Source organism: Chitinophaga agri, from assembly GCF_010093065.1.
In the GTDB taxonomy this organism is placed as follows: domain Bacteria; phylum Bacteroidota; class Bacteroidia; order Chitinophagales; family Chitinophagaceae; genus Chitinophaga; species Chitinophaga agri.
Genome location: NZ_CP048113.1, coordinates 1,608,256 through 1,632,866, shown reverse-complemented (window position 1 = coordinate 1,632,866; position 24,611 = coordinate 1,608,256). Strand labels below are relative to the sequence as shown.

The following is a 24,611-nucleotide window of genomic DNA, read 5'->3' as shown; positions in this document are numbered from 1 at the left end:
TAAACGGCCAGTACCTACCCGGTACTGGCCGTTCTCTTAGAAACGGGCTATTAAAAAGATGCGTTTGAAAGCATATACCATGGGAGAGGAGGTGTAATACTGGGCTATCCTGTCCCTGAACACGCTCACGAATACAGCTTGCAGCGGCGCTTCCAGTTGCTCCATATAAGGTACCAGCGCTGAACCGGAAATGAAATCATATAAAGTGTCAATAGATGCGGCAATGATCGGATAGACTTTCTGATATACCACTACATCCTTCGCTCCATTGTTAATCAATAGTGTCGTATAGTCATCCAGCGATAGTACTGGTGGATGGTGTATGGCGTTTTTCAGTACTTCAAAGAACGGTTGCTCGTGTACCAGTTTGTAAAGCAACTGATTCAGTACATTCTCTTTCTGTGATGGCATCTGCACGGCCAGCTGGCCATCAGGAAGTAATTTCGATATCAGATCAGGGAACAGCCTGGCGTGATCGTCCACCCATTGTAAGGAAGCATTTGCAACAATCGCATCCCACTTATCCGGTAAGGTCAGTTGTGCTTCCACTGACCGCTGAATAAAGTCAATGTTCTCCTGCTGCGGCACTTTTGCCAGCATCTCGGCAGAGGAATCGATACCGGTCACCTGGCTGCCGGGAAACCTGTCGGCCAGCACTTTTGTCAGCTCTCCTGTGCCACATCCGAGATCGATCATCCGCATACCTGGCTTCGAATGAATATGACCGATCAGATCATAAAATGGCGCATATCTCTTCTCTTTAAACTGGTTATATACTTCGGGATTCCAGGGCATACTGCTGATTTTTAACTGCGATAATAGATATGAATAGTGTGTTATTGCTGTGCATCCTGATCTCCTGTTAAAACGCTACCGGCGCCTCAAAGCTGACCTTCTCCCTGCTCACCGGATGTATAAACTCAATATACGCAGCATGCAGGTACATACGCTCTGCCGCTGTGCCATACAGATCATCCCCCACGATTGGTGCATTCAGCCCTGACTCATGTGCGGAATGCATCCGCAACTGATGCGTCCTTCCTGTCAGTGGCCAGAAATCAATCTTCGTCATCGCTTCATACCGTGCTACCACTTTCCACTTCGTCACGCTTTTTTTACCTGTCGTAAAACAAACGATCTGCCTGGGCCGGTTGAACAGATCCGCTGCCAGTGGCAGATCGATCTCACCTTCTGAATCCTCAATCACTTTAGACAGGAGCGCTGTATAACGCTTACTGACCGTACGTTTCAGAAACTGCCGCTGGATGTGCCTATGTGCTTCCGGCGTTTTCGCCACTACCAGCAGACCGGAAGTATCCATGTCCAGCCGGTGAACGATAAACGGTTCTGCATCTCCCAACAGGTGCTTTAACCTCGTATATACAGAGTCCTGGACATTCACACCGGGCACGGACCGTAATCCGGATGGTTTATTGACGACGACGAAGCTGGCATCCTCAAACAGGATATTGAGTGTATTGTCGCTTTCCGGTGCTGCCAGCAGCGGATTATCATCCACCGGTATGCCTTCAAGCATGTGCTCCAGGATCGGCTTACACTTGCCCGTACAGGCCGGATAGAAATGTTTATGTTGCCTGATCTCCGATTTAGGAGCAGCACCCCACCAGAATTCCCCGGTAGCGATCGGTTTGTAGCCGTTGGCAAATGCGTATTGCAGGAGCTTGGGCATGGCACATTCGCCTGCAGCGGAGGGTGGTTTGCCAAAGGGTGTCAGACGGAAGATCTCCTGCAGGCTCTTGCTTTTACCATCTTTGTTCAGGAAGACATATTGATCGAACAACTGCTGTTGCAGGGCTGCCGATCTTTCTTTACGTTCATTTTTCAGCGCATCAATGTCTGCCTCTGCCTGTGCCAGTTTTGAGTGCAGCCCTTCGAGGTGTTGTTCCCATTTGTCTGTCAGGGTTTTCAGCAGATGCTTATCATACAGGCTCTGTTTCACCAGGTCTGCTTCTGCAGCAGCATATTCCTGCTCATTCAGGCTTGCTCTCAGCTGATCCCGCAGGCTCTTCCTGCTGGCTTTATTATCTTTCACCTGTTGCCGGAACGCCGCTATTTCCTGTTGGGAGGTAGTGGTGGCCTGTGCTATATCCCGGTGGAGGCGCTGATAGCCCTCATCCGCTGTAAGTGCGGTCACCTGGGCATTGATGGTATTGATGATCTCTACGCCTTTCAGGAAGAAGCTGTCTTCCACCAGCATATCAAATACCGGCGGCACAAATTTTGGATGGTCATTCGTACCGGCGAGTTTACCGGAGAAGGCGGATAGATAGCCCAGCTTTCCCGCCTGATCCTGTATGACGAGCACGCCAAACATTTTCCCGATGGCACTGCCGTCCTGGCTGGCATCCAGTCCGAAGTTGTGCTCCAGGTCTGTTTGTGTCTCCAGATAATGTTGCAGTTCAGCAGCCGCCAGGCGTGTTAAAGGATGCGGCTCATAATAGAATGGAAACGTAAACCGCTCGGGTAGTGCGATCTGCGCTATCGAGCTGTCCAAAAAATAAGATACCTTACCTTCACTATTTTCTCCCAAGTTTTTTGCTTTATTTAGGGCGCAAAGTTACCACTTCTGCCGAAATAGATAAAATAAGGCATACCAGGAGAGATACCCAAGACGGCAGCAGCTTTTATACAATTACCGGAAACTAAAATACCAGGTATGAATACTACTGACACACACAACCAGCGGATCGCAAAAATGACCTTCGCCTCCGTTTACCCGATGTACGTCGCCAAGGTGGAAAAGAAGGGGCGCACAAAGGAAGAATTAGACCAGGTCATTGAGTGGTTAACAGGCTTCGACCGGCAAAAGCTGCAGGAGCTGATTGATGAGAAGGTGACCTTTGAGACCTTCTTCCAGCGTGCTACCCTGCATCCAAATGCGCACCTTATTACCGGTATGATCTGCGGTTACCGCATAGAAGAAATAGACAATACCCTCACCAGGCAAACCCGGTACCTGGATAAGCTGGTGGATGAACTGTCGAAAGGCAGGAAGATGGACAAGATCCTGCGGGTGGCGTAGCAGGGAGCATTGGCCGGGTCAGCCGTAAATGATGATGTCCTTCGGCCTGCTTGGACTACAAAGTGCTGCTTTCTCACGGTAGATCTCACAGGATTCATCGAGCAGTAGCTCAGAACCATCCCTGAAATGAAGCCGGCAACGGCCTGCAGGAATTTCACCCTGTGATTCAGGAGCGATCCGTTCTACGTTGTTTATATTCACGGCGCATTCGCCGGTAAGGGAATAGGTAAGAATATAGCAAGGATTCATGGGGGTAAGTTTTTGGCAGAAGATAAGATAAGAAAAATCCGGTTGAAATTGTATACCCCCGGGAAAGATTATGTTTGTTATGGCCTGGTGTGGGCGGCTCACGACCTTTGCCTGCAGGATCGCCCCCGGTGCCGGTATTTTATGCTGACCATACTGATCACCCGGGTTATCGCGTCCACCAGCGCGGGCTACAGCACCCTGAAGGCGGCGGTTGGCTGATCCGGCAAAGTCTTTTACATCAAAATAATGGCTGATCTGTCATCTTTGACCCTGTAACAAATAAAAACGCCGGAGTGTCCTACCTCCGGCGTTTTCATACAGTCGTTTCCTGCTGATCATTCACCCGCCTTTTTATAACGCAGCTGGATGTGCTGCGATCACTTTACCGCAGGTCAGCATGTTCTTAGGATAATAAGGATTTTTGATCTCTTCCTGATCACTTACCCAGGTAACACCTGTCATCGGACATTGCTGATAGTACAGGGTCGCATTGGACATCGGGATAATACCCGTCAGCTGCCAGAAGCGCTGGGAGAAAGTGCTGAAATATTTTCTTTGTTTGTTCACGTTCTGTGTACCCGCCATGCTGGTCGCATCTGCCAGCAGTCTGGCTTTGGTCTCATTGAATACTTTCTGCGAATCAGCCGGCATACCCGCTGGTCTGAACTTTTGCAGTGCCTCGGTCATGGTGATCGCCGCTTTCTTTGTCGCAATGGAATCATTCGCTACCAGCGCATCTTTGATGGCCAGGTAAGACGCTGACAACGGCTGATTGTGTTTAATAGCACGTTTGCTTTGTGCGGACAGTGTGGCAAAAGGCGCGAACGCAAGCAGCAGCAGTAACTTCCTCATAGTCGGTTCGGTTTAGAAATTTGTAGTAATGCTCAATCGGGCGCAAAGATAGTTTTCTTTTGCAGATGGTGAGGGGAAATGTCAGACCTTCACTTCTTTCAGCAGCATACGTAATTGCCTGATTGCGCTCTTTTCATATGCATCCTTCAGAGAGATGATCGTCGCTGTCCGGATGACATTCTTATCCTTGATAGGTATCGTCGCAAAGCCCGCTCCTGATACAACAGGCTGGATATGTATCGTATGGTATTTGCCTGTTTTCACCAGGTCCAGCATCGTCGGAATGTCATTGACCTCGATGGTGAACTCAGGGTCCAGTCCCTTGCTGCTGAACATCTTACCGACAAAATGTTTCGTATTATATCCCTGTGTGGCCAGTACCAGTGGCAGTTGCGCGATCTCCCGTAATGTAACCGCCGTTCTGCGGGACAGGGTGGATCTGGCGGAAGTGATGAGTGTCATCGGTGAACTGAAAAGTTCCTCCGATGTAAAATGAGCCGGTAAGCTGAAGTCCTTAAAGATAAGCAGAAGGTCCAGTTCAAACCGCTCCAGCATGTCTATCAGGCTGTCCGACACGCCATAGACGATCCGTATGCTGATGTTGGGATACTGGTTGGTGAACCGGATCAGTGCCTGTGTGAAAATGTTCCGCAAACCGTAACTGACGCCGATAAAGATCGTTCCCGTATTGAGATCGTTCAGGTCCTGGATCAGCATCATACCATCGCTCGCTTTTTTGATACTCTGAGAGGCGTAATCGGAGAATAGTATTCCCGCTTCAGTCAGCACGATCCTGTTGCCTATCCGGTTGAACAGCGGCATGCCTAATTCTTCCTCCAGTTGCTTCACCTGTTCTGATAATGTACTCTGACTAATATGCAGATGACGGGCCGCCTCCGTAAAGTTCAGCAGTTCAGCCGCTTTCAGGAAATATCTCAGTTGTCTCAGCTCCATAGAGAATCGGTTTTACCGATGGACTGCATCGGAAAATAACGTTTTGCCAATGTAGGGAATTCCCCAAACTTTGCAGCAGTAAATATGAAGCATACAGTTATACCTGCGGAAATAGTAAAGTCGTCCTATGCTGATCTTGCCGCCATGGGGCTCGCACAGATCCTTTTATGGGGTGGGTCTTACTTTCTCCTGTCCGTGCTCTCGGCACCCGTCATGCAGGATACGGGATGGTCTCATCAGATGGTGTACAGCGCCTTGTCCCTGGCGCTGCTGATCTCCGGACTGGTACTGCCTGCAATAGGACGTATCATAGACAGATATGATCATAACTACGTCTTACAATATGCCGGTGTGGTGATGGCGGCGGGACTGCTCTTACTGGGCCTTGCACAGCATTTTGTGGTCTACCTCCTGGCCTGGACCATCATCGGCATTGCCATGGCGATGGGGCTATATGATGCACTGTTTGCTTCGCTGGGCAGGAAGTACGGAACCGGTACAGGCAAGGTCATCGTCCAGGTGACACTGATCGCGTCACTCGCACCCTCCATCTCCTGGTACCTTCTATCGTTGTTACTGGAGCACTTTCACTGGCGTACTGTCTGTTTTATCTACGCGGGTATGCTGCTGCTGACAATACTGCCGCTTTATAGATCTGTATTTCATCAGCCAGCAGAACGCCGGGAGCAACCAGTGGTCTCCCTGCAGCAAAATGTGCCTCAGCAAACGGCTCCTGATGGCAGTCTCTTTTATTTACTGCTGATCAGTTTTACCATCGGCGCAGTGGCGGCTACCGGCATTATCATTCATCTTATAGATATTCTGGCGGATAAAAAAATGGCGATGACGGCTGTGATAAGGACAGCCGCCTTTCTGGGGCCCAGTCAGGCGGGTGTCAGGATACTGGATCTGCTGTTACCCTCCAGGTCATCGCTGCATACAGCAGTAGTGGCAGCGATGGCGATACTGGCGGGTATGCTGTTGTTGTCAACAATACCACAGGTGGCGGTATGTGGTGTGATCATACTCGGCATGGGTAATGGGATGCGGTCTATTCTGCGCGGGACTTTACCGCTGGAGATCTTTGGACGGGATAACTATGCGCTCATCATTGCCAGGCTGGGACGTTTGCCCCTGATAGCGCAGGCATTGACGCCATTTATCACGGGCTGGTTAATTCAGCAATACAGCGTACAGGTGTTCCTGTATGTTTTTTGCGCGTTAGCCTTTATCAATATAATATTGTGTTGTATTATCATTAAACAGACTAATAAAAATGGGATACGCGTTTAGACAAGCACTCATGACAGAACAGGACCAGGTTTGGGAAATCCTGCAACAGGCTATTATACGCAGACGGGAAGATGGCAGTCAGCAATGGCAGAATGGTTACCCTAATCCGGATGTTGTCCGCGAAGACATTGAGGCAGGCGTTGGTTTTGTGCTGACTGATGACGGTGTTATTGTGGGGTATGCGGCAGTATTGATCAATGATGAACCTGCATATGCGAATATTGAGGGCAAATGGCTGACGAATGAAGATTTTGTTGTTGTACACAGGATCGCGGTGTCACAGCATCATCTCGGAAAAGGCTTGTCCGGCAGGATGATGGCATTCATCGAAGACTACAGCGTTCGTAACCAGGTATACAGTGTCAAGGTAGATACGAATTTCGATAATATTGCCATGATGAAGATATTTGACAGGTGTGGCTATACCTATTGCGGGGAAGTATATCTGAAAGGCGCCCCCAGGAGAGCTTATGAAAAAGTACTGTCCCGCTCCGACGTGTAGCAGTTACACCGGACGCATGTTTTCAATCATATAAATACAGGAAGGTTCGGCCTCTCCGGACATGTGCAGCTGCTCCCTGATGTGTGGGAGGATGTATAGGTCCGGGGAGTGGTCTGAATCGTCGTATTATCTCAGGTCAATAGTAATTCCTTCAGGGTTTCCTTCCCTGGCAGATCAGTTGCCAGCGCAATGATGCGGCCACCAACAGGCAGGGCGGCGGCTTTATAGTACCAGTCTACACCATTACGGCCTAAAACTGCCGGGCCTTTCTCTTTGATTACTCCATCCGCATCGATCACCTGTACCGTCACTGCCGCTACGCGGAATTCGTCCTTTGCAGTTACTATCACGTCTGTATCTTCTAACCGGATCTGCTGTACTTCGGGAGAGCGATACGCGTCTTTTACCGCCATATTATAGGCATTCTGGCCTGGTCCAGCCAGTGAGGCGTAATAGGCCTTGATCTCGGGATCATTCATCATATCCCTGGCCAGATCCGCTGCTATGCGCATTTTGTGCCTGGCTTCCAGTTGTTTTTGTGTTGGTTTTTTATTGGACGGGCGGCGTTTCTTCGCCATAATGATCTGCCCATTCCTTTCGTAGATGGTGATTTGTCTGCCGATGCTGCCCCGCACAAGCTGCAGGAGGATATTGTCTTTAACAATTGCCATAATAGTCAATTTTGAGGTTATGATAACGAAGGTACTTGAAATTCATCAGGTAGTCAATGTAAATGAGTATTAATACGGTATTTAGTTATCATGTATATATCAATAGGATATTGAAGTGATATATAAACGACGTTGAAGTGACGGGAAAATATGAAGACCTGATGCTTGTTAAAGCATCAGGTCTTCAGGTATTGTACTTATTAAAGAGAATTAAAAGTGGAGCGAACCGGACTGAGCTTGCATGGTTCAGTATTGCCAGTTCCTGATTGTTATCTTGCCGGTAACGGCTGCGGCGTTGTCGTCGGACCTTGCACCACCAACGTGCCTTTGTCGGTGATCTTCATTCTGTCAATGAACACCACACGCTGGTCTCCTGTGGAGGACGTCCTTCCGTGATATACACAGAACATTTCTTTCCCGTCCGGAGAATAGGTGATACTATTGTGTCCCGTGCCAGTTACGACACCACCTTTCTCTACGTTCTTCTGCAATACCGGATTATTAGCGGCCTTTTTGAAGGGGCCTAACGGGCTCTTTGCAGTAGCATACCCAACGGCGTAGTTTTTTCCGCCGAAATAGTTGGCAGAATACATCATGTAATAGGTATTGTCCTTCTTAAATGCCACGGAACCTTCTGTCCATCTGCGGTTCACTTCTCGGGAGGTAACAGAGCGGCTTTCCCAGGCAGCCTGTTTATCACTCATTTTAACTGGCGGACGCAGTAGCAATACAGGTTCACCTATCACACCGCTGAAATCAGGTTTTAACTCCACACCATACACCCAGCTTTCTTCTACTTCCTGGAACCAGCCCTGCTTCTTTGCCCATTCCGCCACTTCGCTCTGTACCGGATGTTTATAGCAACAACGGGAGTAATACAGGTAGGCTTTACCATTATCATCGAAAAGGACATTGGCGTCAATAACCGGATACCCCGGATCGAATACCGGGCGTTTATACAGATCAATGAACGGGCCGGTGGGCTTGTCAGCTACGGCAACGCCAATGCGGAAGTTCTCTTCATCCTTAGCAGGATTCTCCTTCCATTGCGCACTATAGAACATGTAAAACTTCCCGTTCCTTTCATAGACTTCAGGTGCCCAGTAGGCGCCGTCCCACGCTGCAGTAGAATCACTCCATCCGTTGGTATTACTGGCAAAATAGACCTGCCCTTCGTTTTTCCAGTGCACCAGATCAGCAGAGGAATAAGCGCCATAACCTTTGCTGGCGGTACCACCGGTACCATACATGTAGTATTTATCACCTTTGACATGCAGCACATACGGATCTCCGAAAGCGACCTGCAGCGGGTTCTGATAAGTATTGGCCGGGGCCGTTGCGGTAGTCTGTGCACAGGATGTACTAGTCTGCAGTGCAGTGAGCAGTAAAGACAGACCAGCTAAGGTGTTAATGAGTTTTTTCATTCGTTGGTATTTATAAAACTGATGCGGGTGATGGGTTTACATAGTACAAGGTATCTTTTATGTATAACAGACCGCAGTCGCTAATATACACAACGTTCTTTTAATTTTCTGTTTGTTCCTGTGGTCGGGAAGATGCCGTTTCCATACAGCAGATAGCGATATCCGCAGTAACACCGAGGCCCGACAGCAACTGAAACGAGCCGCTGGTAAACGACACAACCGGAGTGGTGTCACTCCGGTTGTACATCATAGTAGTTATACCGATATCAGCTGACCAGTATATAGCCAGCAGCTGCTTGTCTATTGTCTGGGCTTAGGAGCCAGTAAAGACTTCAGCAGGCTTTTCAACGTACTGTATAAAGTACCTGCGCCTATCAGCAGTAACGGTATGCCAATCCATGCCCACCAGGAGGGATAATCACGTTTTTTATACCATTCCATGCGTTCACAGGGTTCACTTTCTGCATGCAGGGAAGGGTTTGTGGGATCATACCAAACATCGGTTTCCCATTTTGCGGGCAGGTGATTAATTGTAAAATGGCCTTTATAGTCCGTATTATCTACCGTATATACGTAGTTGAAGGTATAAATGTCAGCGCCTTTGGAGCCTTTTATGAGTTTGATGTTGGTCTGCTCATACTGCTCATCTATCTTACCTATTGTCTTCACTGAGCGTTTACACAGTTGCTCGTATTTTAATCTTTCTTCCTTTGATGCGCCTGACATTCCCTTGTCTGTCAGCTGCCAGCCAGCCCATGTCAGTACGATACAGATGGCTATTTTAATAAGTGTGTTTTTCACATTCATAGGTATATTGAACTTTTAATTGTTATTGAGAATGGGATACAGGATCGCTACAATATTATGTCAGTACAAATATTAATAATTTTTCACATTGAATGAAGTGTTATCGTGTTTATTGAGTAGTATATATACTCGTATCAGTAGTGTAGACAGGCTGCTGAGGCCAACGACAGCTTAGGTAAACGGGTGATCTTATATACCCTTTAAATAGTAGTATGCCCCAAAAGCCGCATCAGCAGGGCTTTCCGCGTTCACAAAGCGTTAACAAAACACGAGGCTCAATTAGCAACGTGAGTTAGTACTTTTGCTTATTTCTATTGCCTAACTAGAGTTATGTTCCTGAATGCCAAGGTAACACGTCGTGTTGCCACCAGCTGTGCTGTACTTTGGATGTTGCTGTTCCTGTGTGTTGCTGCACATGGGCAGTTGACAGCTGATTTTACGCCAACGAAGACGAGCGACTGCGAGAATCTGATCACTAAATTTATCGATAACTCTACTGGTACCCCTGTATCCTGGCAATGGGACCTGGGTAACGGATTCACCTCAACAGAACAAAGTCCCAGTGCATCCTACACCACACCAGGTAACTACAACGTAACACTCACTGTAAAGAATGCTGCCGGCAATACCAGTACTGCTGTAAAGACCGTTACCGTATGGGAGAAACCTGTACCTGACTTTACGGCCGGTCCTGCAAAAGGCTGTGTCCCTTTTGACGTCACCTTTACAGACAGATCCAATCCCGTGAATGGTACGATCAGTACCTGGAGCTGGGACTTCGGAGATGGTACGACTGCATCCGGTAATAGTCCTGTGCATACTTATAATAATGCATTATCACCCACCGTGACACTTACCGTTACTAATAGTAACGGATGTACGGCATCAAAACAGATCAGTAATGTAGTCGACGTATCAGCTGCACTCACGGCTGATTTTAGTATATCCGACAAGTTCCTTTGTACAGCGCCCGGTGTGCTCACCGTGACCAATGCTGCTGCGGGTCCGGGTAACCTCACCTGTGCCTGGGATTTCGGAGATGGCAGTAACGCCGCTGGTGCTGATCCGGGTACGCATACATACGCTACGAAAGGCGTATATAAGGTGAAGCTGACAGTAACGAGTGATAAAGGCTGTACGGCCACTAAGACATCGGAAGAGATCAATGTAGCCAACTTCACATCAGACTTTCAGGTGCCCGCCAGCAGCTGTGATAATAGTACGGCTATCTTCAATGCGATGAATAGTCCGCTGGCAGGTAGTATCACCTGGAGCACAGACAAGGGATACATCTACGGATCTGACGTCACGGCTTCCTATCAGCCGGCAGGAGCAGGCACTGTGAAAGTGACCATGACGGCTAACTATGGGCAGTGCCAGGAGACTGTAACGAAGGACTATGTGGTGAAAGCTTCACCTGTAGCTGATTTTACCACCGACCAGCAGGCAATCTGTGATGTGCCTGCTACTATTAAGCTGACGGATAAATCGCAGGGTGCTACCAGCTGGACATGGGACTTTGGCAATGGTCAGTCGTCTGCCCTGCAACATCCTTCTGTTGTGTATAATAGTCTGGGGTATTACAATATACGGCTCACTGCGATCAATGCAGCAGGGTGTTCCAGTGTGACTGACCGCTATGTCAATGTAGTAAAACCGGAAGTCTACGTCTACACCAGCGTGGCACAGGGATGCGAGGGCATGTCTACTGCATTCAGCAGCTATATCAGTACCAATGATTCCATCGTCGGCTTTGAATGGAATTTTGGTGATGGCAGTCCGGTATCGACGGAAGCTACACCCTCACATACGTATGATCATGAAGGCACTTATCCGGTAACGCTGACCTATACAACTGCGAATGGTTGTAAGGGATCAGTGAACCTCTCTTCTTATTACGCGATCAGGATCTACAGAAAACCAAAGCCTGACTTCTCTTCTCCGGAGGCGCCGCAGATCTGTGGTAACAACTGGGTACATTTCAATGCTACGACCGATGTAGGGAATGAGTGGGCATGGGACTTTGGTGATAACTCCGGTCCTGGTTATCTGCAAAATGATGTACATAGCTACCGGGCACCAGGTACTTATGATGTAACATTGACGGTCTCTAACTATGGATGTAATACGACCATCACTAAACCGGCCTACATCACAGCCGTCAATCCTTTTCCGCGATTTTCCATGCAGCCTGTCGATTGTAATAACCGTACTGTGATGACTTTTGATGAGCAGTCAACAGGAACGATTAACAGCTGGACCTGGAACTGGGGCGATGGGAAAGAGAATTCCTATACAACGAAGACCAGTCCTGTTACACATCAGTTTGATAAAACAGGCATGTACATGGTCAGGCTGACGGTGACAGATGGCACCTGTACCAGTACAGACTCGCTGAACATTCATGTATATGCGCCATCACCCATTACCATTACATCGGACAAGACCACTATGTGTACCAACGAAACAATGGTGGCAGGTGTAACAGCCATGGACAGGTCTATCTATAGTTACTCCTACGCCTGGTATGCTTCTGATGGCACTCCTGCTGATTGGTACAACTACAACTTCGAACAGGCCAGTTTTACAAATATGCAGCCCGGTAAGGATACGGTCCGTTTTATAGCATATAATCTGCAGGGATGTCCGGATACCAGCAACCGCGTCATAGTGGATGTACATGGACCGGCAGCCGCGTTTCTGGCGCCTGATCTACAGGAATGCCGGGGTACAGCGCTGACATTCACTGACCAGACAGATATTTCGAAGGGAAAGCCTGTCAGGAGCTGGAGCTGGGATTTCGGGGATGGTAGTCCTGCAAAACTATTCACTGCACCACCTTTCACCTATACGTATGACAGATCCGGCTATTTCTATCCGAAGCTGACGGTGACAGATCAGGATGGTTGTACCAGCACGGCCGCAGGGCCTTCGGTGCAGGTGAACGGTCCTAACGCTGACTTTATGCCCAGTGCCGCCTGGATACCTCCGGGTGGTGACGTATCATTTTACAACTACACAACGGTAACAGGTGGTACGGCTACCTATACATGGGACTTCGGCGATCAGACTTCCTCCACGGAATACAGTCCGAACAAGCATTATCCTGACAAGGGGCTATACACGGTTAAACTCATGGTAAAGGACAACAATGGCTGTACGGATACTGCCCGTCAGCAGATAAAAGTATCCAGCGTGATCGCCGCGTTCACCTTTACGACGGAGTTCGTCAATAATAGTGGCTGCCCGCCGGTAATAGCGCGTTTCACTAACACCTCTGTCAACTATACAAACACCTACTGGGATTTCGGAGACGGTAGCTTTTCTACCATCAGTGATCCCTCTCATACATACACCCATGCAGGGAAATATACCGTCAAACTCAAAGTACAGGGAGGTGCCGGCACTGAGGATGAATATGAACAGGAAGTAGAAGTGAAAGGTCCGTATGCGACGATCGCTACTTCTGCGAATGGCGGCTGTCTTACCAGGGAGATAGCATTCACGGTTGACGCAACTGCGGCTGTCAATTTCGCATGGGACTTTACAGATGGCATTGTGATGGAGACGACCGATGCGGTTATCAGGCATACCTTTAAAGAACCCGGCATCTATCATCCCCGTCTTATTCTATCTGACCAGGCAGGTTGCAAAGGTACGGCGTTCCTGGAAAAACCTATTGTGATAGACAAACTGGATGTACAGCTGAACGCTGCGCCGGCATTGATCTGTGATAAAGGGTGGGTGTCATTTACGCCGGTGTTCAACAGTTATTCCATCGACGGATTAAAAGAGACAGCAACATATAAATGGACGTACGAAACGGGCGTGCCGGCTGAGCAGGATACGACTGCAGAACCCCGTTTTTACCTGGATAAGATACAGCCATATACCTTTACATTGACAACAACGACTGCCTATGGTTGTGTGCAGACCGTCAGTAAAACGATACATGCTTATTCCAGGCCGGAGCTGACTATTACAGGTCCTGCACAGGCCTGTCAGGATGCTCCGGTCACCCTTGGTGGAACCGTCACCAAAGAGAACGATATTACCTGGAAATGGGATTTTGGCAATGGCAATACAGGTACTGTGCCGCTACCTGCGGACCAGTCATACACCACCGTGGGCCCGGCCGAAGTGACCCTGATAGGGATGAGCAATGAAGGATGCAGTGATACGGCGCGCCATAGTATCAGTATCCTGCCGAAGCCAGTAGTAAACGCTGTCGCAGGCGCCGACTTTATTTGCAAAGGGAATACTACTACGCTCAGTGCAGGCGGAGGCGTTAGTTATGAATGGTTGCCGGCACGGTACCTGAGTGATGCGCATATAGCAGCACCCGTAGCATCACCGCGAAGCAGTACCACTTACCAGGTAACGGTGACGGATGCTAATGGTTGTAAGGAGACGGATGACGTTAGTATACGAGTAGTGGAACCATTCACGATACAGGCTACACCAGATACGGTGCTATGCCTGGGACAGGTGTTGCCACTATGGGTAACAGGCGCGGATCATTATGTATGGAAAGGGGAGGGACTGGATAATGCTACAAGTCCTTATCCGAAGGCGACGATCAATGCGGTGGGCAACTACACCTACCAGGTGACCGCTTACGATGCAGATGGCTGTTTTACAAAAGATACCTCCCTGGCCGTGCGTGTGCATGCGTTACCGACTGTGCATGCAGGTGCGGATCGCATCGTAATGGCAGGAACACCTGTGAGACTGGGCGGAGAGAGTAGTCCAGATGTGGTGAAATGGGAATGGACACCGGCGGAATACCTGGATTGTGCCACCTGTGCCACACCGGAGGCGATCCCTAATCTTTCCACGACCTATATGGTAACTGCGGAGAACAGGTATGGTTGTAGTGCGACGGACGAGGTGTTTGTGAAAGTGACCTGTGACAAGGGCGCGGTATTCCTGCCAACCGCTTTTTCGCCGAACAGGGACGGAAAGAACGAATGGTTTTATCCGAAGGGGCGGGGAGTGAAGGAAGTAGTGTCCATGCGTATGTATGACCGATGGGGGAGCCTTGTATTTGAAAGAGATCATTTCCAGATAAACAGTGCCACGGCTGGCTGGGATGGTACCTGGAAAGGGCAGATAGCACCTGTTGGCACTTATGTTTATGCTATTGAGACGATGTGTGAAGATGGAACGACGTTCCTGTTCAGGGGGGTGGTGACGGTGGTCAGATAGCGCAACCTTATTATTAAACAGGGTAGTATACATACAGGAAAGGCCAGGAATTTTCCCGGCCTTTCTCTTTATAAAGAATCGTTGTTATTGAGCTTTGTCCAGTTTGTACAAGCGGCCCTGATCTGTCACGGCATACAGTGCGCCATCAGTTCCCTGTGTGACATCTCTGAAGCGCTGGCCTTCGCCAGCCAGCAATCTTTCTTCACCGGTGACCTTATTATTTTCAATGACCAGTCGTACGATATGCTGACCACTTAACGCACCGATGAACAGGTTGTTTTCCCATTCAGGTACCTTCTTGCCGCTGTAGAAGGTCATACCACTGGGAGATACTACCGGATCCCAATAGTAAACAGGTTGTTCGAGACCTTCTTTCTGCTGGATACCTTCTCCTACCTTCTGGCCGCTATATTCGATACCGTAGGTGATGGTTGGCCATCCGTAGTTTTTACCAGCCTGTACGCGATTGATCTCATCGCCACCTCTTGGGCCATGTTCTCCCTGCCAGAGTTCTCCGGTAGCAGGATGAATGGCTAGTCCCTGAGGGTTACGGTGTCCGATGCTATACAATGCAGGTAAAGCCTCTGCACCGAATGACGGATTACCGGGAGCGGGTTGTCCTTCTTTGGTGATATGAAGGACTTTCCCAAGCGCCGCCTCTACGGATTGCGCCAGGGGGCGGGTAGCGAGGTCGGAGCGTTCGCCGGTACTTACGAAAAGATTGCCCTGTGCATCAAACACGATACGGCCACCATAATGGAGGGTACCGTTGTATGCAGGGAGTGCCCGGTAGATAACGGTAGCGTTCTCTATCGTTTTTTCATCACTGGATAATCGTCCTTTGGCTACAGCGGAGACTGTGCCACCACTGACATTTTCTGAGAAAACCCAGTATACCATCCGGTTACTGGCAAAAGAAGGGTCAAGTGCTAAACCCAGCAAACCGCCCTGGCCATTGGCATTGACAGCAGGTAGGCCGGTTATCGGTGCACTCAGCGTACCGGTTTGTGTAACGATACGCATGGTACCACCTTTCTGGGTGACGAGCAATCTTCCGTCCGGAAGGCTTTTGACGCCCCAGGGGCTGGTGAGTCCGGACGTAATAATGGTCGTATCCAGTTTCGTGGTTGTTCGCACACCTCCGGCCCGGGTCTGGCCCTGGAAAGCAGGCTGATAGTTTGTGTTTGGATTTTCCGTTTCAACAGGAGGATACGTAGGATCGTTTACGCCATCCGGGTCATCTGAGCAGGCATGCAAAGCGAGCGTAGCGCTGGCAGTAAGAATCAAGAGTAGGTTTTTCATTGCTTTGAATGTATTATGATAGAAAAAGGGTTATCAGTACGCTTGGGTACAGCATAATACCCAGCATTTTTTGTGCCTTACTTTCTCGGTATACATTGTTTTCCTGTCAGTTGGTCAGCCACCTGCTAGCATACTGCTGTGATCTCAGTCGCACATGCGTCATTTTATGATCTTTACGGTCCACTCTTTCGTCGCCTTTACCAATAACGGCATTACGTCGTTTTTCTTGCCTGCTTTAAATGAGTGGTCAGCTCCTTCCAGTTTTACCAGGGTCGCTTTTTTCAGAGAGCTGCAGACAGTTTCGATCAGGTCCCAGGTTGCCAGCGTGTCTTTAGTGCCCTGCAGGAACAGCATGGGAGACCTGACTTCTTTTAAATGATCTGCCCGGTCAGTCGAGGGCTTGCCGGCAGGGTGGAGCGGAAAACCATAGAAAATCATCCCCATTATGTCCTTGCGATGGTGGGTGGACAGGTATTGTGAGGACATGCGTCCGCCAAACGATTTACCCGCTACGAACAGGGGCAGCGAAGGAAAGAGTTCCAGTGCTTTATCAATAGCAGTAGCTATTGTCAGCTGTGCAACAGCAGGGGAGTCCGGTCTTTTCTTTTTTTGTTCAGTGAAGGGGAAATTAAAGCGTAAGGTGCCAATGCCAGCTTCCGCCAGTGCGGTCGCCAGCGTTACCATAAAGGAATGTTCCATATCAGCACCCGCGCCATGGGCCAGGGTCATCATACAGACAGGCTTTTCGGGCGTCATACATATAGCAGATACATCGCCTGCCGGGAGAGACAAGGTGAGTGACTGAGATTTGATAGCCATCGTTCATTCGTTATTTAGCTGCCAAAGATAAACATGCAGGGGCATTTCTGGTCATAGGGACGGATGGCGACCATATATCATCCATTTTACCCATCTGCCAGCCCTGCAACCATCATAGTAATATAAATTATCTATATTCGACCGTTATTTTACACTATCGCCCTATAACAGCCGATACAATGTCTGGTAATAAACGCTTTAACTATATATTTCTTCTTCAGCTGATATTTTCACTTATATGCACGGCAGCGGATGCGCAACAGGTTGTAAATCTTAAAAACCCTTCCCTGGATCCTGAAACCCCCGGATCATCGATCAAAGCAGCGCAATGGGATAGTGATGCACCTTATCCGGTAGTAGGGCCGGATTTTACCTTTGACTCATCAAAGCCGGCTTCGGAAGGGCGGTATTTCATAGAACTGTTCAGCTTATATACACGTAATTCATATGCTACTCCGCCGGGAAAGCTTGAATTCTGGTCACATGCTATTGGTCAGCAGTTAGATGAAACGCTTTATGCAGGGAGAACGTATGAAGTATCCTTTGATCTGAAGACATCTACATACGATCCGTATCCGAATCTGCACCGTCCTTTCTATGGATCTATGGTCATTATGGGTAGCGCGGCAAAGGGAGGTCCGGAGGTGAGGTTGTATGCTTCGGGCAGATTTTACCATAATGAGTGGAAACGATATACGGCAGTATTTACGCCGCCGGCGGATATTGATTACTTCCGCATCACCGCTGTATCTGTGGACGGGGATACGGCGAATGTCGTGACTGATATTGATAATCTGTCTCCGATAACAGAGACCCTAAAAATGGAGATCACGACGGGGAAATCCTGTCCGGAAGGGAAGGAGGGATTTGTGCGTGTGGTGATACCGGATGCGGTGGATACGTATACCTATTTATGGATGCCGGGTAATTATACGACAGCAGAAGTGAAGGGACTGGCGCCAGGCATTTATCACCTTACCGTGAGAGGCGCCTCGGGTGCTGTGGTCAAAAAAGATGTAGAAGTGGCCGCGTATGACCTGACTGCAACGAAGGCCGTCACAGATGTGAGTTGCAGTGGGAAGGGAGATGGAGCGATCGTGATCACAGCCGTAGGAGGGCAACCGCCTTATACCTATCAGCTGGAGGGAGCGCCGGAAGTAGCGTCAGGTACCTTTAACAACATGGTACCAGGGAATTATCATATAGTGGTGAAGGATCAGCTATGTACCACGACTGTGCGCGCAGATATTACGGAACCTTCACTATTGACACTGGAGCAGGTGCAGACAAGAGCGGTGACCTGTAACAGTGCCTCCGACGGGCAGATCATACTGGCAGCATCAGGAGGTACACCACCTTACAGGTATGGCGTACAGTCGGGTATCCCGCAGCCGGACAGTGTTATAAGGCTACTGGAAGCAGGCACCTATCAGTATACCGTAACAGATGCGCATGCGTGTATGGTGAGTGGAGAAGCCGTGATCACGAAGGAGTCGCGTGCCTGTGCGGTATTTGTACCCACGGCATTTAGTCCGAATGGCGATGGTCAGAATGACGTGTTCCGCATAAAATTACAGGATGCTATTACCGACTACCGGTTGGCCGTCTATGGTCGCTGGGGCCAGCTGGTGTATGAAACACGTGATGCGGGCGCCTCATGGAACGGCCGTTATAAGGAAGCGCCGCTGCCGGCAGGAAGTTATGTGTGGACGATGACCTATACGGATAGTAAAGGTCAGCTGATGCAGCAGCAGGGAACGATTATGCTGATCCTGTAAGCGCGGCCACGGACACTTACCGGATAAAGATATTTATCACCCGATTGAATATGCCAGGAATGGTTACTACCCGGAATTTTAACGCCGGGAGTAACAGTGTATACTATTAAACTTTGTATCTTCACTAACTCTTACTCCATTTTATCTCCGTTTTGTTTACTACCACTCTGAAGACCAGCTTTTATTAACCTCAAAAACGATACTCATGAGTGAACCAGCAACAACGCAGTCAGCTACTGCGAATCCTAACAAAGCGTTATGGGAAAAAGGTGATTTTACCCGTCTTGCAGTAACGATGCGGGAAAGCGGAACAGCCCTGGTGGACAAGCTAGGTATTATACCTGGAATTGATGTGCTGGACGTGGGTTGCGGGGATGGTACGACCGCTATTCCGGCGGCCAGACTGGGCGCTAAAGTACTGGGAGTGGACATAGCCAGGAACCTGGTGGAAGCAGGCAATAAACGGATACAGGAAGAAGGACTGACCAATATTTCCATCAGGGAGGGAGATGCCACAAATCTTGAAGGTATTGCAGATGCAAGTTTTGACATGGTGGTAAGTATGTTCGGAGCGATGTTCGCACCTAAACCATTTGATGTGGCGGGTGAGCTGGTAAGGGTGACAAGACCCGGCGGACGCATTGTGATGGGCAACTGGATACCAGGTGATCCTACGCTGGTGGCACAGATCTTAAAGATCAGTTCTGCCTATACCCCGCCGCCGCCGGAAGGGTTTGTGAGTCCGATGCTATGGGGCGTGGAGAGTCATGTGACCGAGCGGTTTGGAAAAGCGGGCATTCCGCCCGGGGATATTTCTTTTGAAAGGGATACGTACACTTTCAATGCACCGTTCCCACCGGCATCATTTGTGGAGCGATTCAGGCAGTATTATGGTCCTACGATGAATGCATTTGACGCTGCAGCAAAGGATGGAAAGGCGGCTGATCTGCAACAGGAGCTGGAGGCATTATTTATGCGGGAGAATACCAGTAAAGACCCGGAAAAGACGACTATTCCCGCCACTTATTTACGGGTGACGGTGAAACGCTGATAAAGGATGAGGGCCGGAGATGATCTCCGGCCCTTATCTTTTTGTGCTTCCGCTGTGCATCCCGGGAGAGATGACCTGCTGTAGGAACATACTTTTCAATGCGTCCGCACAACAGGAATAAATGGCAAACGAATTGAGGGATGTTTGTAGAACAGTTGATGCGGGTGACGCATGAACACAACAGGAATGACCATGGAAGACAGCCAGCATCGTCAGGGGAAACATACACAGCAGTATGCAGATACGCCGAAGCACATGGCGTTGCGCGCTAAACTGGCAGATGAAGTAGCCAGTCAGGGGATAAAGGATGCGCGCGTGATCGAAGCCATCCGCCAACTGCCCCGGCACTTGTTCATGCCCGCTGAGATACGGGGCCGGGCTTATGAGGACAAGGCACTTCCGATAGGAGAGGGACAGACAATTTCGCAGCCTTATACAGTGGCTTATCAGACGCAGTTATTATCAGTGCAGCCAGGTGATAAGATACTGGAAGTGGGGACAGGCAGCGCCTATCAGGCAGCGATCCTGGCGGTGACGGGCGCCAGGGTATATACAATAGAGCGGCAGAAAAAATTATATGACCGCAATCAGCGATCCCGTTTTCTGCAACAGTTTCAGGGCATTCATTATCGCTATGGAGATGGATTTCTGGGGTGGCCGGAAGAAGCGCCATTCGATAAGATATTGATCACCGCAGCGCCGGAAGAAGTGCCGGCATCACTGATCGGACAACTGCGTGTCGGCGGACTGCTGGTGGCCCCGGTAGGAAAACAGGGAACGCAGCAGATGGTGCGCATTACCAAAGAAGATGATGGCCAGTTGAACACAGCGTCTTTCGATTATTTTTCTTTCGTACCCATGCTGAAAGGGAAGGCCTGAGCGCCTGCATACACGAACGCGCAGAAATTATGAATTGACAGGTAGAAGTTATATTTTGAGCTGATTCCATACTCAGGAGAACGATAGTATCCATAAAGCTCATATTTACAATCAATTCTACATGCGTCGGACTAAAAAGTATTTAATTTCCACCTTCTTTGTTTTTGGCCTGTTGCAATTTACAAACCTTCATGCGCAAACTAATGGCGACCGCGTTATCGCAGGTGATCTGGCAGATCCGTCGATCATAAAAGTAGATAGTGTGTATTATGCAACTGGTACGTCCTCAGAATGGGCGCCATATTATCCTGTTTATAAATCCGCGGACCTGAAGCACTGGGGCCAGGTGGGATATGTGTTTGACAAGGCGCCGGAGTGGACGGTAGGATCGTTCTGGGCGCCGGAGTATTATAAGATCGGAGATACCTATTATGTTTATTATACCGCCAGGCGGAAGTCGGATAACCGCTCTTATATTGGCGTAGCGACCTCCCGGTATCCCGACCATGGATTCACCGATCATGGTGTGATCATAGCACATGGGAAAGAAGCGATCGATCCGTTTATCTACAATGACGGCGGACAGCTTTACATCACTTTTAAGGCCTACGGACTGGATGACAGACCTATTGAACTGTTAGGCAGCCGGTTATCTGCTGACGGTCTTAAACTGGAGGGAGAGTTGTTTTCCCTGCTGCAGGATAGTGCCCGTATTGGCATGGAGGGACAGAGCATCCTGAAGAAGGATCAGTATTATTATCTGTTTTATTCAGTAGGGAACTGTTGCGGCGGGGGATGTAGCTATGCCGTACATGTAGCCCGTTCGGAGCACATCACGGGGCCATATCAGCTATTCTCCGGCAATCCCATTCTCTTTGAGAATGACAACTGGAAGTGCATGGGGCATGGTACGTTCACTTCAGATGAGAAGGGAGACCTTTATTATCTGCATCATGCCTATAACAAAAAGAGCAGTGTTTTCACAGGTCGTGAGGGGATGTTAGCCGCACTGAAATGGGACGGGGCAGGAGGCTGGCCTACATTGACAACCGTACCCAATCCTGCACCTGTAAGATCGGATGTGTATGATGAGTTTAATGGTGCGCAGTTAGCACCATACTGGCAGTGGGATTTTCGTCATGCGACACCTGCTGTGCAGTTGACAAAGGGCGTATTAAAACTTTCAGGAGAGCAGACAGCCGATAATCTGACAGGAGTTGTATTAACAGTAAGACCAACCTCTGATCACTTCGATGTTACAACCACGGTAGTGAACAGGAATAAGGCACTTAAAGGGCTGGTGGTATATGGAGATGCAGGTGCTGCGATCGGGGTGGGCGTTGAAGGCGATAGTGTGAAAGTATGGAAGGTAACGCATCAGCAGCGGGTGACCGTAAAAGCCGCGCCAGTCTCTTCATCCGCAGTGGGATTGAAAATTGAAATGGCGGGCGACAAAGGATTTGACTTTTTTTATCAGACAGGCAAGGGCGGATGGACCCGGCTGTCATCAATACCGGATGCCGGGTTTCTGCCACAATGGGACAGGAGTCCACGCCCGGGGCTGCATTGCAAAGGAAGTGTGAAGGAGAACGCTCAGTTTTCTTTTTTCAGATTGCAGAATAAGTAGTGTCATCCATTGCTTTTATGGAGCCGTCTTTTTATCTATCATGCATCTTCCGCTATTAGCCGCAGCACATATTCCATCTGTGTGTCCTTGTTTTGCATAAAGTCATTAAAGGCCGGCCATACTGTATGATGGGGGATAATCCCTCTGCCTTCAGGTTGGTCGGCTTTTACAGGGGCATCCTGTATGACATGCACAATGGAAAATTTGGTTTTGATCTTTGAATGGGGAAGTTCGTATATCAGTGGCATATGTCCGTTGTGGCAATAGTATCCACCTACCGTTTCTACGCCGACGATCGTGACATTGCGGGCATAGGCTTTTACAAGAGAGGCGAAATGGGACCCCGCAGAAGCGACATGTTCGTCTATGAGCAGGTAGAGCTTTCCCTTAAATCCCGGGCTTTTGGGATGGTATACAGGATTGTATTTACTATTCTGTATGTTTTTGTCACCACGTAATGCGGGGAAGTAATCCTTCAGCATTTGTTTCCCTTCTACCTTACTGGCAGCGTCCATTTTCACAGCAGTAGAGATACCCCAGAAATGATCTTCATATGGAATACCGTTATCAAAAATGGTATAGGCCAGTACGTTCTCTTTAAAGCTCGAATCGGTGAGATACATCATTGGCTCTTCAAAGGTAGGATCGCTACCGCCGGGGTTCCCACGCACATCGATGACCAGGTGCGGGACGTGACCACTATCTAACGTACGGAATACACTGTCCAGGAACCTGGCATATATGGGAAACGCAGGATCTGTTGCATCGTACGCCATAGAGAATATCCGGATGTTCAACAGCCCGGTTTCCGGATTGATCATCCTGAAACTGTATTTCGGCTGGACGTTATAGTCTGTGATGCTATCTACCGGAGCGCTGTGACGGACGAGGAGATTCGCTTTACGTTCTTCCAGTGAAATAGCCGGTACTGTCAGCGTTTGTTCCTGTATGCCACCGGGAGAGATATACTGAATGGTGAAGCTGTCCTTTAATCCGTATTCATACAGGTATCGCAGGCCGTAGCTACTGTTGACGCTACCAGATTGCTTTTCTGTGATTGTCAGTCCGTCGGCAGTCAGGTATTTATAGAAAGACTGCATCAGCTGTTTATCGGTAATACCGTTGATGCTTACTATCTTCGAGCCAACAGGGATCGCCGCATTTTTACTGTTAAAGATCATGTTCCCCTCGATGTATTTAAGCGCGAACGGGAAGAAGGCGCGTTGCCGGTTGAGATAACTGACCAGGTCAGCGTGTGGCTCTGTATAGTTATGGCAGCTGCCTTCGAAATCAGTCAGCTGCAGGATGATCTTAAAAAATTCGAGGGTAGGCATTGGCTGTCGTACTTCTCTGAATGCCCATTTGTAGATGCTATCGATCTTTTTTGTGGTGCGATAGCGATAAAGGCCTGAATTAGCCTTTTTCCGGATATTGAGGAACAGTTGAAGGTCCTGCTTCATTTCGGCGGGAGATAGTTGTCTGTTGTAGACGGAAAGGCTGTCGGCGTTGCCGGATGCGGCAGGAGTGGTGGACTGTGCCCAGCTCTGTTGGAGCCATAACAGGAAGAACAGTACTTTTTTCATGGGATTTTGGGGTTATTGTGTAATCTACGAAAAGAATCAGGTTATTTGGAGAGCGGTTTCTGGTAAAAAGATTAGATATATTTTTTTTATATCGGGGAAGTTTATACATTTGCGTCCCTGACACGGAAACAAGGATGCCCAGATGGCGAAATTGGTAGACGCACTGTGTTCAGGTCGCAGCGCTCGCAAGGGTGTGCTGGTTCGAATCCAGTTCTGGGCACAAAAACGACAAACCCGCTCGTAGAGCGGGTTTGTCGTTTTTGCATATACGGCCTACTTTATAAACAGTTGATATTGAATCCCAAAAAGTTCGATTCCATCTAAGTTTTTATTGCCAATGTTATATCACCGCTTCGCATTGGTCTCTCAAACTAATCTTACTTAGCGTGGCATAATTGATCAGTAAATTCTGAGCACAATACGGGAGTATTTTATAAACTCCATCGTGTTAAGTTCTTATTGTTACGCCACCTCATAACAGGGCGATTCACTTAAGCTATCGATTAAATGAATCGGAATATTATAGGTGACAACTCAGAACTCTACTACCTGACATTAGGATCTTAGGA

The 24,611-nt window shown here is 48.9% G+C and carries 20 protein-coding genes and 1 tRNA gene; 9 read left to right on the top strand and 12 right to left on the bottom strand.

The annotated features are described in order from the left end of the window. Positions 1 to 36: 36 nt before the first annotated feature. Positions 37 to 795, bottom strand: a complete 759-nt coding sequence (locus GWR21_RS06100) for a methyltransferase domain-containing protein (RefSeq protein ID WP_162330871.1) — start codon at positions 793 to 795, stop codon at positions 37 to 39. 67 nt (positions 796 to 862) lie between these two features. Next, complete coding sequence (locus GWR21_RS06095) at positions 863 to 2,551, bottom strand: RluA family pseudouridine synthase (RefSeq protein WP_162330870.1); 1,689 nt, start codon at positions 2,549 to 2,551, stop codon at positions 863 to 865. 126 nt (positions 2,552 to 2,677) lie between these two features. On the opposite strand from GWR21_RS06095, the gene GWR21_RS06090 reads away from it, so the two are divergent. Further along, positions 2,678 to 3,043 carry a DUF2200 domain-containing protein gene (locus GWR21_RS06090; RefSeq protein ID WP_162330869.1) on the top strand — a complete coding sequence of 122 codons (366 nt, stop codon included), beginning with the start codon at positions 2,678 to 2,680 and terminating at the stop codon, positions 3,041 to 3,043. 18 nt (positions 3,044 to 3,061) lie between these two features. On the opposite strand, the gene GWR21_RS06085 is transcribed toward GWR21_RS06090, so the two are convergent. From GWR21_RS06085 to GWR21_RS06075, 3 genes are all read right to left on the bottom strand, one after another. Beyond that, on the bottom strand, positions 3,062 to 3,292 hold the full coding sequence (locus GWR21_RS06085) for a hypothetical protein (RefSeq protein ID WP_162330868.1): 231 nt from the start codon (positions 3,290 to 3,292) through the stop codon (positions 3,062 to 3,064). Positions 3,293 to 3,643: 351 nt separating this feature from the next. Beyond that, positions 3,644 to 4,144 (bottom strand): DUF3347 domain-containing protein, encoded by a 501-nt coding sequence (locus tag GWR21_RS06080; RefSeq protein ID WP_162330867.1) that lies wholly within the window; start codon positions 4,142 to 4,144, stop codon positions 3,644 to 3,646. Positions 4,145 to 4,225: 81 nt separating this feature from the next. Then, entirely contained in the window at positions 4,226 to 5,098 is an 873-nt protein-coding gene (locus tag GWR21_RS06075; RefSeq protein ID WP_162330866.1) for a LysR family transcriptional regulator, read from the bottom strand. 84 nt (positions 5,099 to 5,182) lie between these two features. Here GWR21_RS06075 and GWR21_RS06070 point away from each other — a divergent pair, with 84 nt between their 5' ends. Continuing rightward, entirely contained in the window at positions 5,183 to 6,391 is a 1,209-nt protein-coding gene (locus tag GWR21_RS06070; RefSeq protein ID WP_162330865.1) for an MFS transporter, read from the top strand. Then, on the top strand, positions 6,375 to 6,893 hold the full coding sequence (locus GWR21_RS06065) for a GNAT family N-acetyltransferase (RefSeq protein ID WP_162330864.1): 519 nt from the start codon (positions 6,375 to 6,377) through the stop codon (positions 6,891 to 6,893). Before GWR21_RS06070 ends, GWR21_RS06065 begins: the two co-directional genes overlap by 17 nt. A gap of 131 nt (positions 6,894 to 7,024) precedes the next feature. On the opposite strand, the gene GWR21_RS06060 is transcribed toward GWR21_RS06065, so the two are convergent. The 4 genes from GWR21_RS06060 to GWR21_RS06045 all read right to left on the bottom strand — a co-directional run bounded on the left by GWR21_RS06060 (position 7,025) and on the right by GWR21_RS06045 (position 9,789). Then, the gene (locus GWR21_RS06060) at positions 7,025 to 7,564 is read right to left on the bottom strand and encodes a hypothetical protein (protein ID WP_162330863.1); all 540 of its coding nucleotides are present in this window, start codon (positions 7,562 to 7,564) and stop codon (positions 7,025 to 7,027) included. A gap of 269 nt (positions 7,565 to 7,833) precedes the next feature. Then, a complete protein-coding gene (locus GWR21_RS06055; protein WP_162330862.1) occupies positions 7,834 to 8,988 on the bottom strand; it encodes a glycoside hydrolase family 43 protein in 1,155 nt (384 codons plus the stop codon). Positions 8,989 to 9,088: 100 nt separating this feature from the next. After that, entirely contained in the window at positions 9,089 to 9,238 is a 150-nt protein-coding gene (locus tag GWR21_RS06050; RefSeq protein WP_162330861.1) for a hypothetical protein, read from the bottom strand. Positions 9,239 to 9,288: 50 nt separating this feature from the next. Next, on the bottom strand, positions 9,289 to 9,789 hold the full coding sequence (locus tag GWR21_RS06045; protein WP_162330860.1) for a hypothetical protein: 501 nt from the start codon (positions 9,787 to 9,789) through the stop codon (positions 9,289 to 9,291). A gap of 336 nt (positions 9,790 to 10,125) precedes the next feature. Here GWR21_RS06045 and GWR21_RS06040 point away from each other — a divergent pair, with 336 nt between their 5' ends. Further along, on the top strand, positions 10,126 to 15,003 hold the full coding sequence (locus GWR21_RS06040; protein WP_202929055.1) for a PKD domain-containing protein: 4,878 nt from the start codon (positions 10,126 to 10,128) through the stop codon (positions 15,001 to 15,003). Between the two features lie 84 nt (positions 15,004 to 15,087). Here the strand turns inward: GWR21_RS06040 and GWR21_RS06035 are convergent, their stop codons facing one another. Together GWR21_RS06035 and GWR21_RS06030 are read right to left on the bottom strand one after the other, a co-directional pair. Further along, positions 15,088 to 16,305 (bottom strand): PQQ-dependent sugar dehydrogenase, encoded by a 1,218-nt coding sequence (locus GWR21_RS06035; protein ID WP_162330859.1) that lies wholly within the window; start codon positions 16,303 to 16,305, stop codon positions 15,088 to 15,090. 159 nt (positions 16,306 to 16,464) lie between these two features. After that, a complete protein-coding gene (locus tag GWR21_RS06030) occupies positions 16,465 to 17,124 on the bottom strand; it encodes an alpha/beta hydrolase family protein (RefSeq protein ID WP_162330858.1) in 660 nt (219 codons plus the stop codon). A gap of 179 nt (positions 17,125 to 17,303) precedes the next feature. Here GWR21_RS06030 and GWR21_RS06025 point away from each other — a divergent pair, with 179 nt between their 5' ends. The 4 genes from GWR21_RS06025 to GWR21_RS06010 all read left to right on the top strand — a co-directional run bounded on the left by GWR21_RS06025 (position 17,304) and on the right by GWR21_RS06010 (position 22,459). Next, positions 17,304 to 18,902, top strand: a complete 1,599-nt coding sequence (locus GWR21_RS06025) for a T9SS type B sorting domain-containing protein (protein ID WP_162330857.1) — start codon at positions 17,304 to 17,306, stop codon at positions 18,900 to 18,902. A 205-nt stretch (positions 18,903 to 19,107) separates the two neighbouring features. Further along, the gene (locus GWR21_RS06020) at positions 19,108 to 19,953 is read left to right on the top strand and encodes a class I SAM-dependent methyltransferase (protein ID WP_162330856.1); all 846 of its coding nucleotides are present in this window, start codon (positions 19,108 to 19,110) and stop codon (positions 19,951 to 19,953) included. Between the two features lie 171 nt (positions 19,954 to 20,124). Then, the gene (locus tag GWR21_RS06015) at positions 20,125 to 20,832 is read left to right on the top strand and encodes a protein-L-isoaspartate(D-aspartate) O-methyltransferase (protein WP_238430222.1); all 708 of its coding nucleotides are present in this window, start codon (positions 20,125 to 20,127) and stop codon (positions 20,830 to 20,832) included. Positions 20,833 to 20,953: 121 nt separating this feature from the next. Beyond that, a complete protein-coding gene (locus GWR21_RS06010; protein WP_162330855.1) occupies positions 20,954 to 22,459 on the top strand; it encodes a glycoside hydrolase family 43 protein in 1,506 nt (501 codons plus the stop codon). Between the two features lie 38 nt (positions 22,460 to 22,497). Here GWR21_RS06010 and GWR21_RS06005 read toward each other — a convergent pair whose 3' ends face one another. Further along, positions 22,498 to 24,042, bottom strand: coding sequence for a S41 family peptidase (locus tag GWR21_RS06005; RefSeq protein ID WP_162330854.1), 1,545 nt, complete (start codon positions 24,040 to 24,042; stop codon positions 22,498 to 22,500). 136 nt (positions 24,043 to 24,178) lie between these two features. Here GWR21_RS06005 and GWR21_RS06000 point away from each other — a divergent pair. Beyond that, a tRNA-Leu gene (locus tag GWR21_RS06000) sits at positions 24,179 to 24,262 on the top strand. Positions 24,263 to 24,611: the final 349 nt, after the last annotated feature.

What these genes read in the sequence shown, in the direction of transcription:
- GWR21_RS06100 (WP_162330871.1), bottom strand. Translation starts at nt 795, where the DNA reads ATGCCCTGGAATCCCGAAGTATATAACCAGTTTAAAGAGAAGAGATAT.
- GWR21_RS06090 (WP_162330869.1), top strand. Translation starts at nt 2,678, where the DNA reads ATGAATACTACTGACACACACAACCAGCGGATCGCAAAAATGACCTTC.
- GWR21_RS06085 (WP_162330868.1), bottom strand. Translation starts at nt 3,292, where the DNA reads ATGAATCCTTGCTATATTCTTACCTATTCCCTTACCGGCGAATGCGCC.
- GWR21_RS06080 (WP_162330867.1), bottom strand. Translation starts at nt 4,144, where the DNA reads ATGAGGAAGTTACTGCTGCTGCTTGCGTTCGCGCCTTTTGCCACACTG.
- GWR21_RS06075 (WP_162330866.1), bottom strand. Translation starts at nt 5,098, where the DNA reads ATGGAGCTGAGACAACTGAGATATTTCCTGAAAGCGGCTGAACTGCTG.
- GWR21_RS06070 (WP_162330865.1), top strand. Translation starts at nt 5,183, where the DNA reads ATGAAGCATACAGTTATACCTGCGGAAATAGTAAAGTCGTCCTATGCT.
- GWR21_RS06065 (WP_162330864.1), top strand. Translation starts at nt 6,375, where the DNA reads ATGGGATACGCGTTTAGACAAGCACTCATGACAGAACAGGACCAGGTT.
- GWR21_RS06060 (WP_162330863.1), bottom strand. Translation starts at nt 7,564, where the DNA reads ATGGCAATTGTTAAAGACAATATCCTCCTGCAGCTTGTGCGGGGCAGC.
- GWR21_RS06055 (WP_162330862.1), bottom strand. Translation starts at nt 8,988, where the DNA reads ATGAAAAAACTCATTAACACCTTAGCTGGTCTGTCTTTACTGCTCACT.
- GWR21_RS06050 (WP_162330861.1), bottom strand. Translation starts at nt 9,238, where the DNA reads ATGATGTACAACCGGAGTGACACCACTCCGGTTGTGTCGTTTACCAGC.
- GWR21_RS06040 (WP_202929055.1), top strand. Translation starts at nt 10,126, where the DNA reads ATGTTCCTGAATGCCAAGGTAACACGTCGTGTTGCCACCAGCTGTGCT.
- GWR21_RS06035 (WP_162330859.1), bottom strand. Translation starts at nt 16,305, where the DNA reads ATGAAAAACCTACTCTTGATTCTTACTGCCAGCGCTACGCTCGCTTTG.
- GWR21_RS06030 (WP_162330858.1), bottom strand. Translation starts at nt 17,124, where the DNA reads ATGGCTATCAAATCTCAGTCACTCACCTTGTCTCTCCCGGCAGGCGAT.
- GWR21_RS06025 (WP_162330857.1), top strand. Translation starts at nt 17,304, where the DNA reads ATGTCTGGTAATAAACGCTTTAACTATATATTTCTTCTTCAGCTGATA.
- GWR21_RS06020 (WP_162330856.1), top strand. Translation starts at nt 19,108, where the DNA reads ATGAGTGAACCAGCAACAACGCAGTCAGCTACTGCGAATCCTAACAAA.
- GWR21_RS06015 (WP_238430222.1), top strand. Translation starts at nt 20,125, where the DNA reads ATGAACACAACAGGAATGACCATGGAAGACAGCCAGCATCGTCAGGGG.
- GWR21_RS06010 (WP_162330855.1), top strand. Translation starts at nt 20,954, where the DNA reads ATGCGTCGGACTAAAAAGTATTTAATTTCCACCTTCTTTGTTTTTGGC.
- GWR21_RS06005 (WP_162330854.1), bottom strand. Translation starts at nt 24,042, where the DNA reads ATGAAAAAAGTACTGTTCTTCCTGTTATGGCTCCAACAGAGCTGGGCA.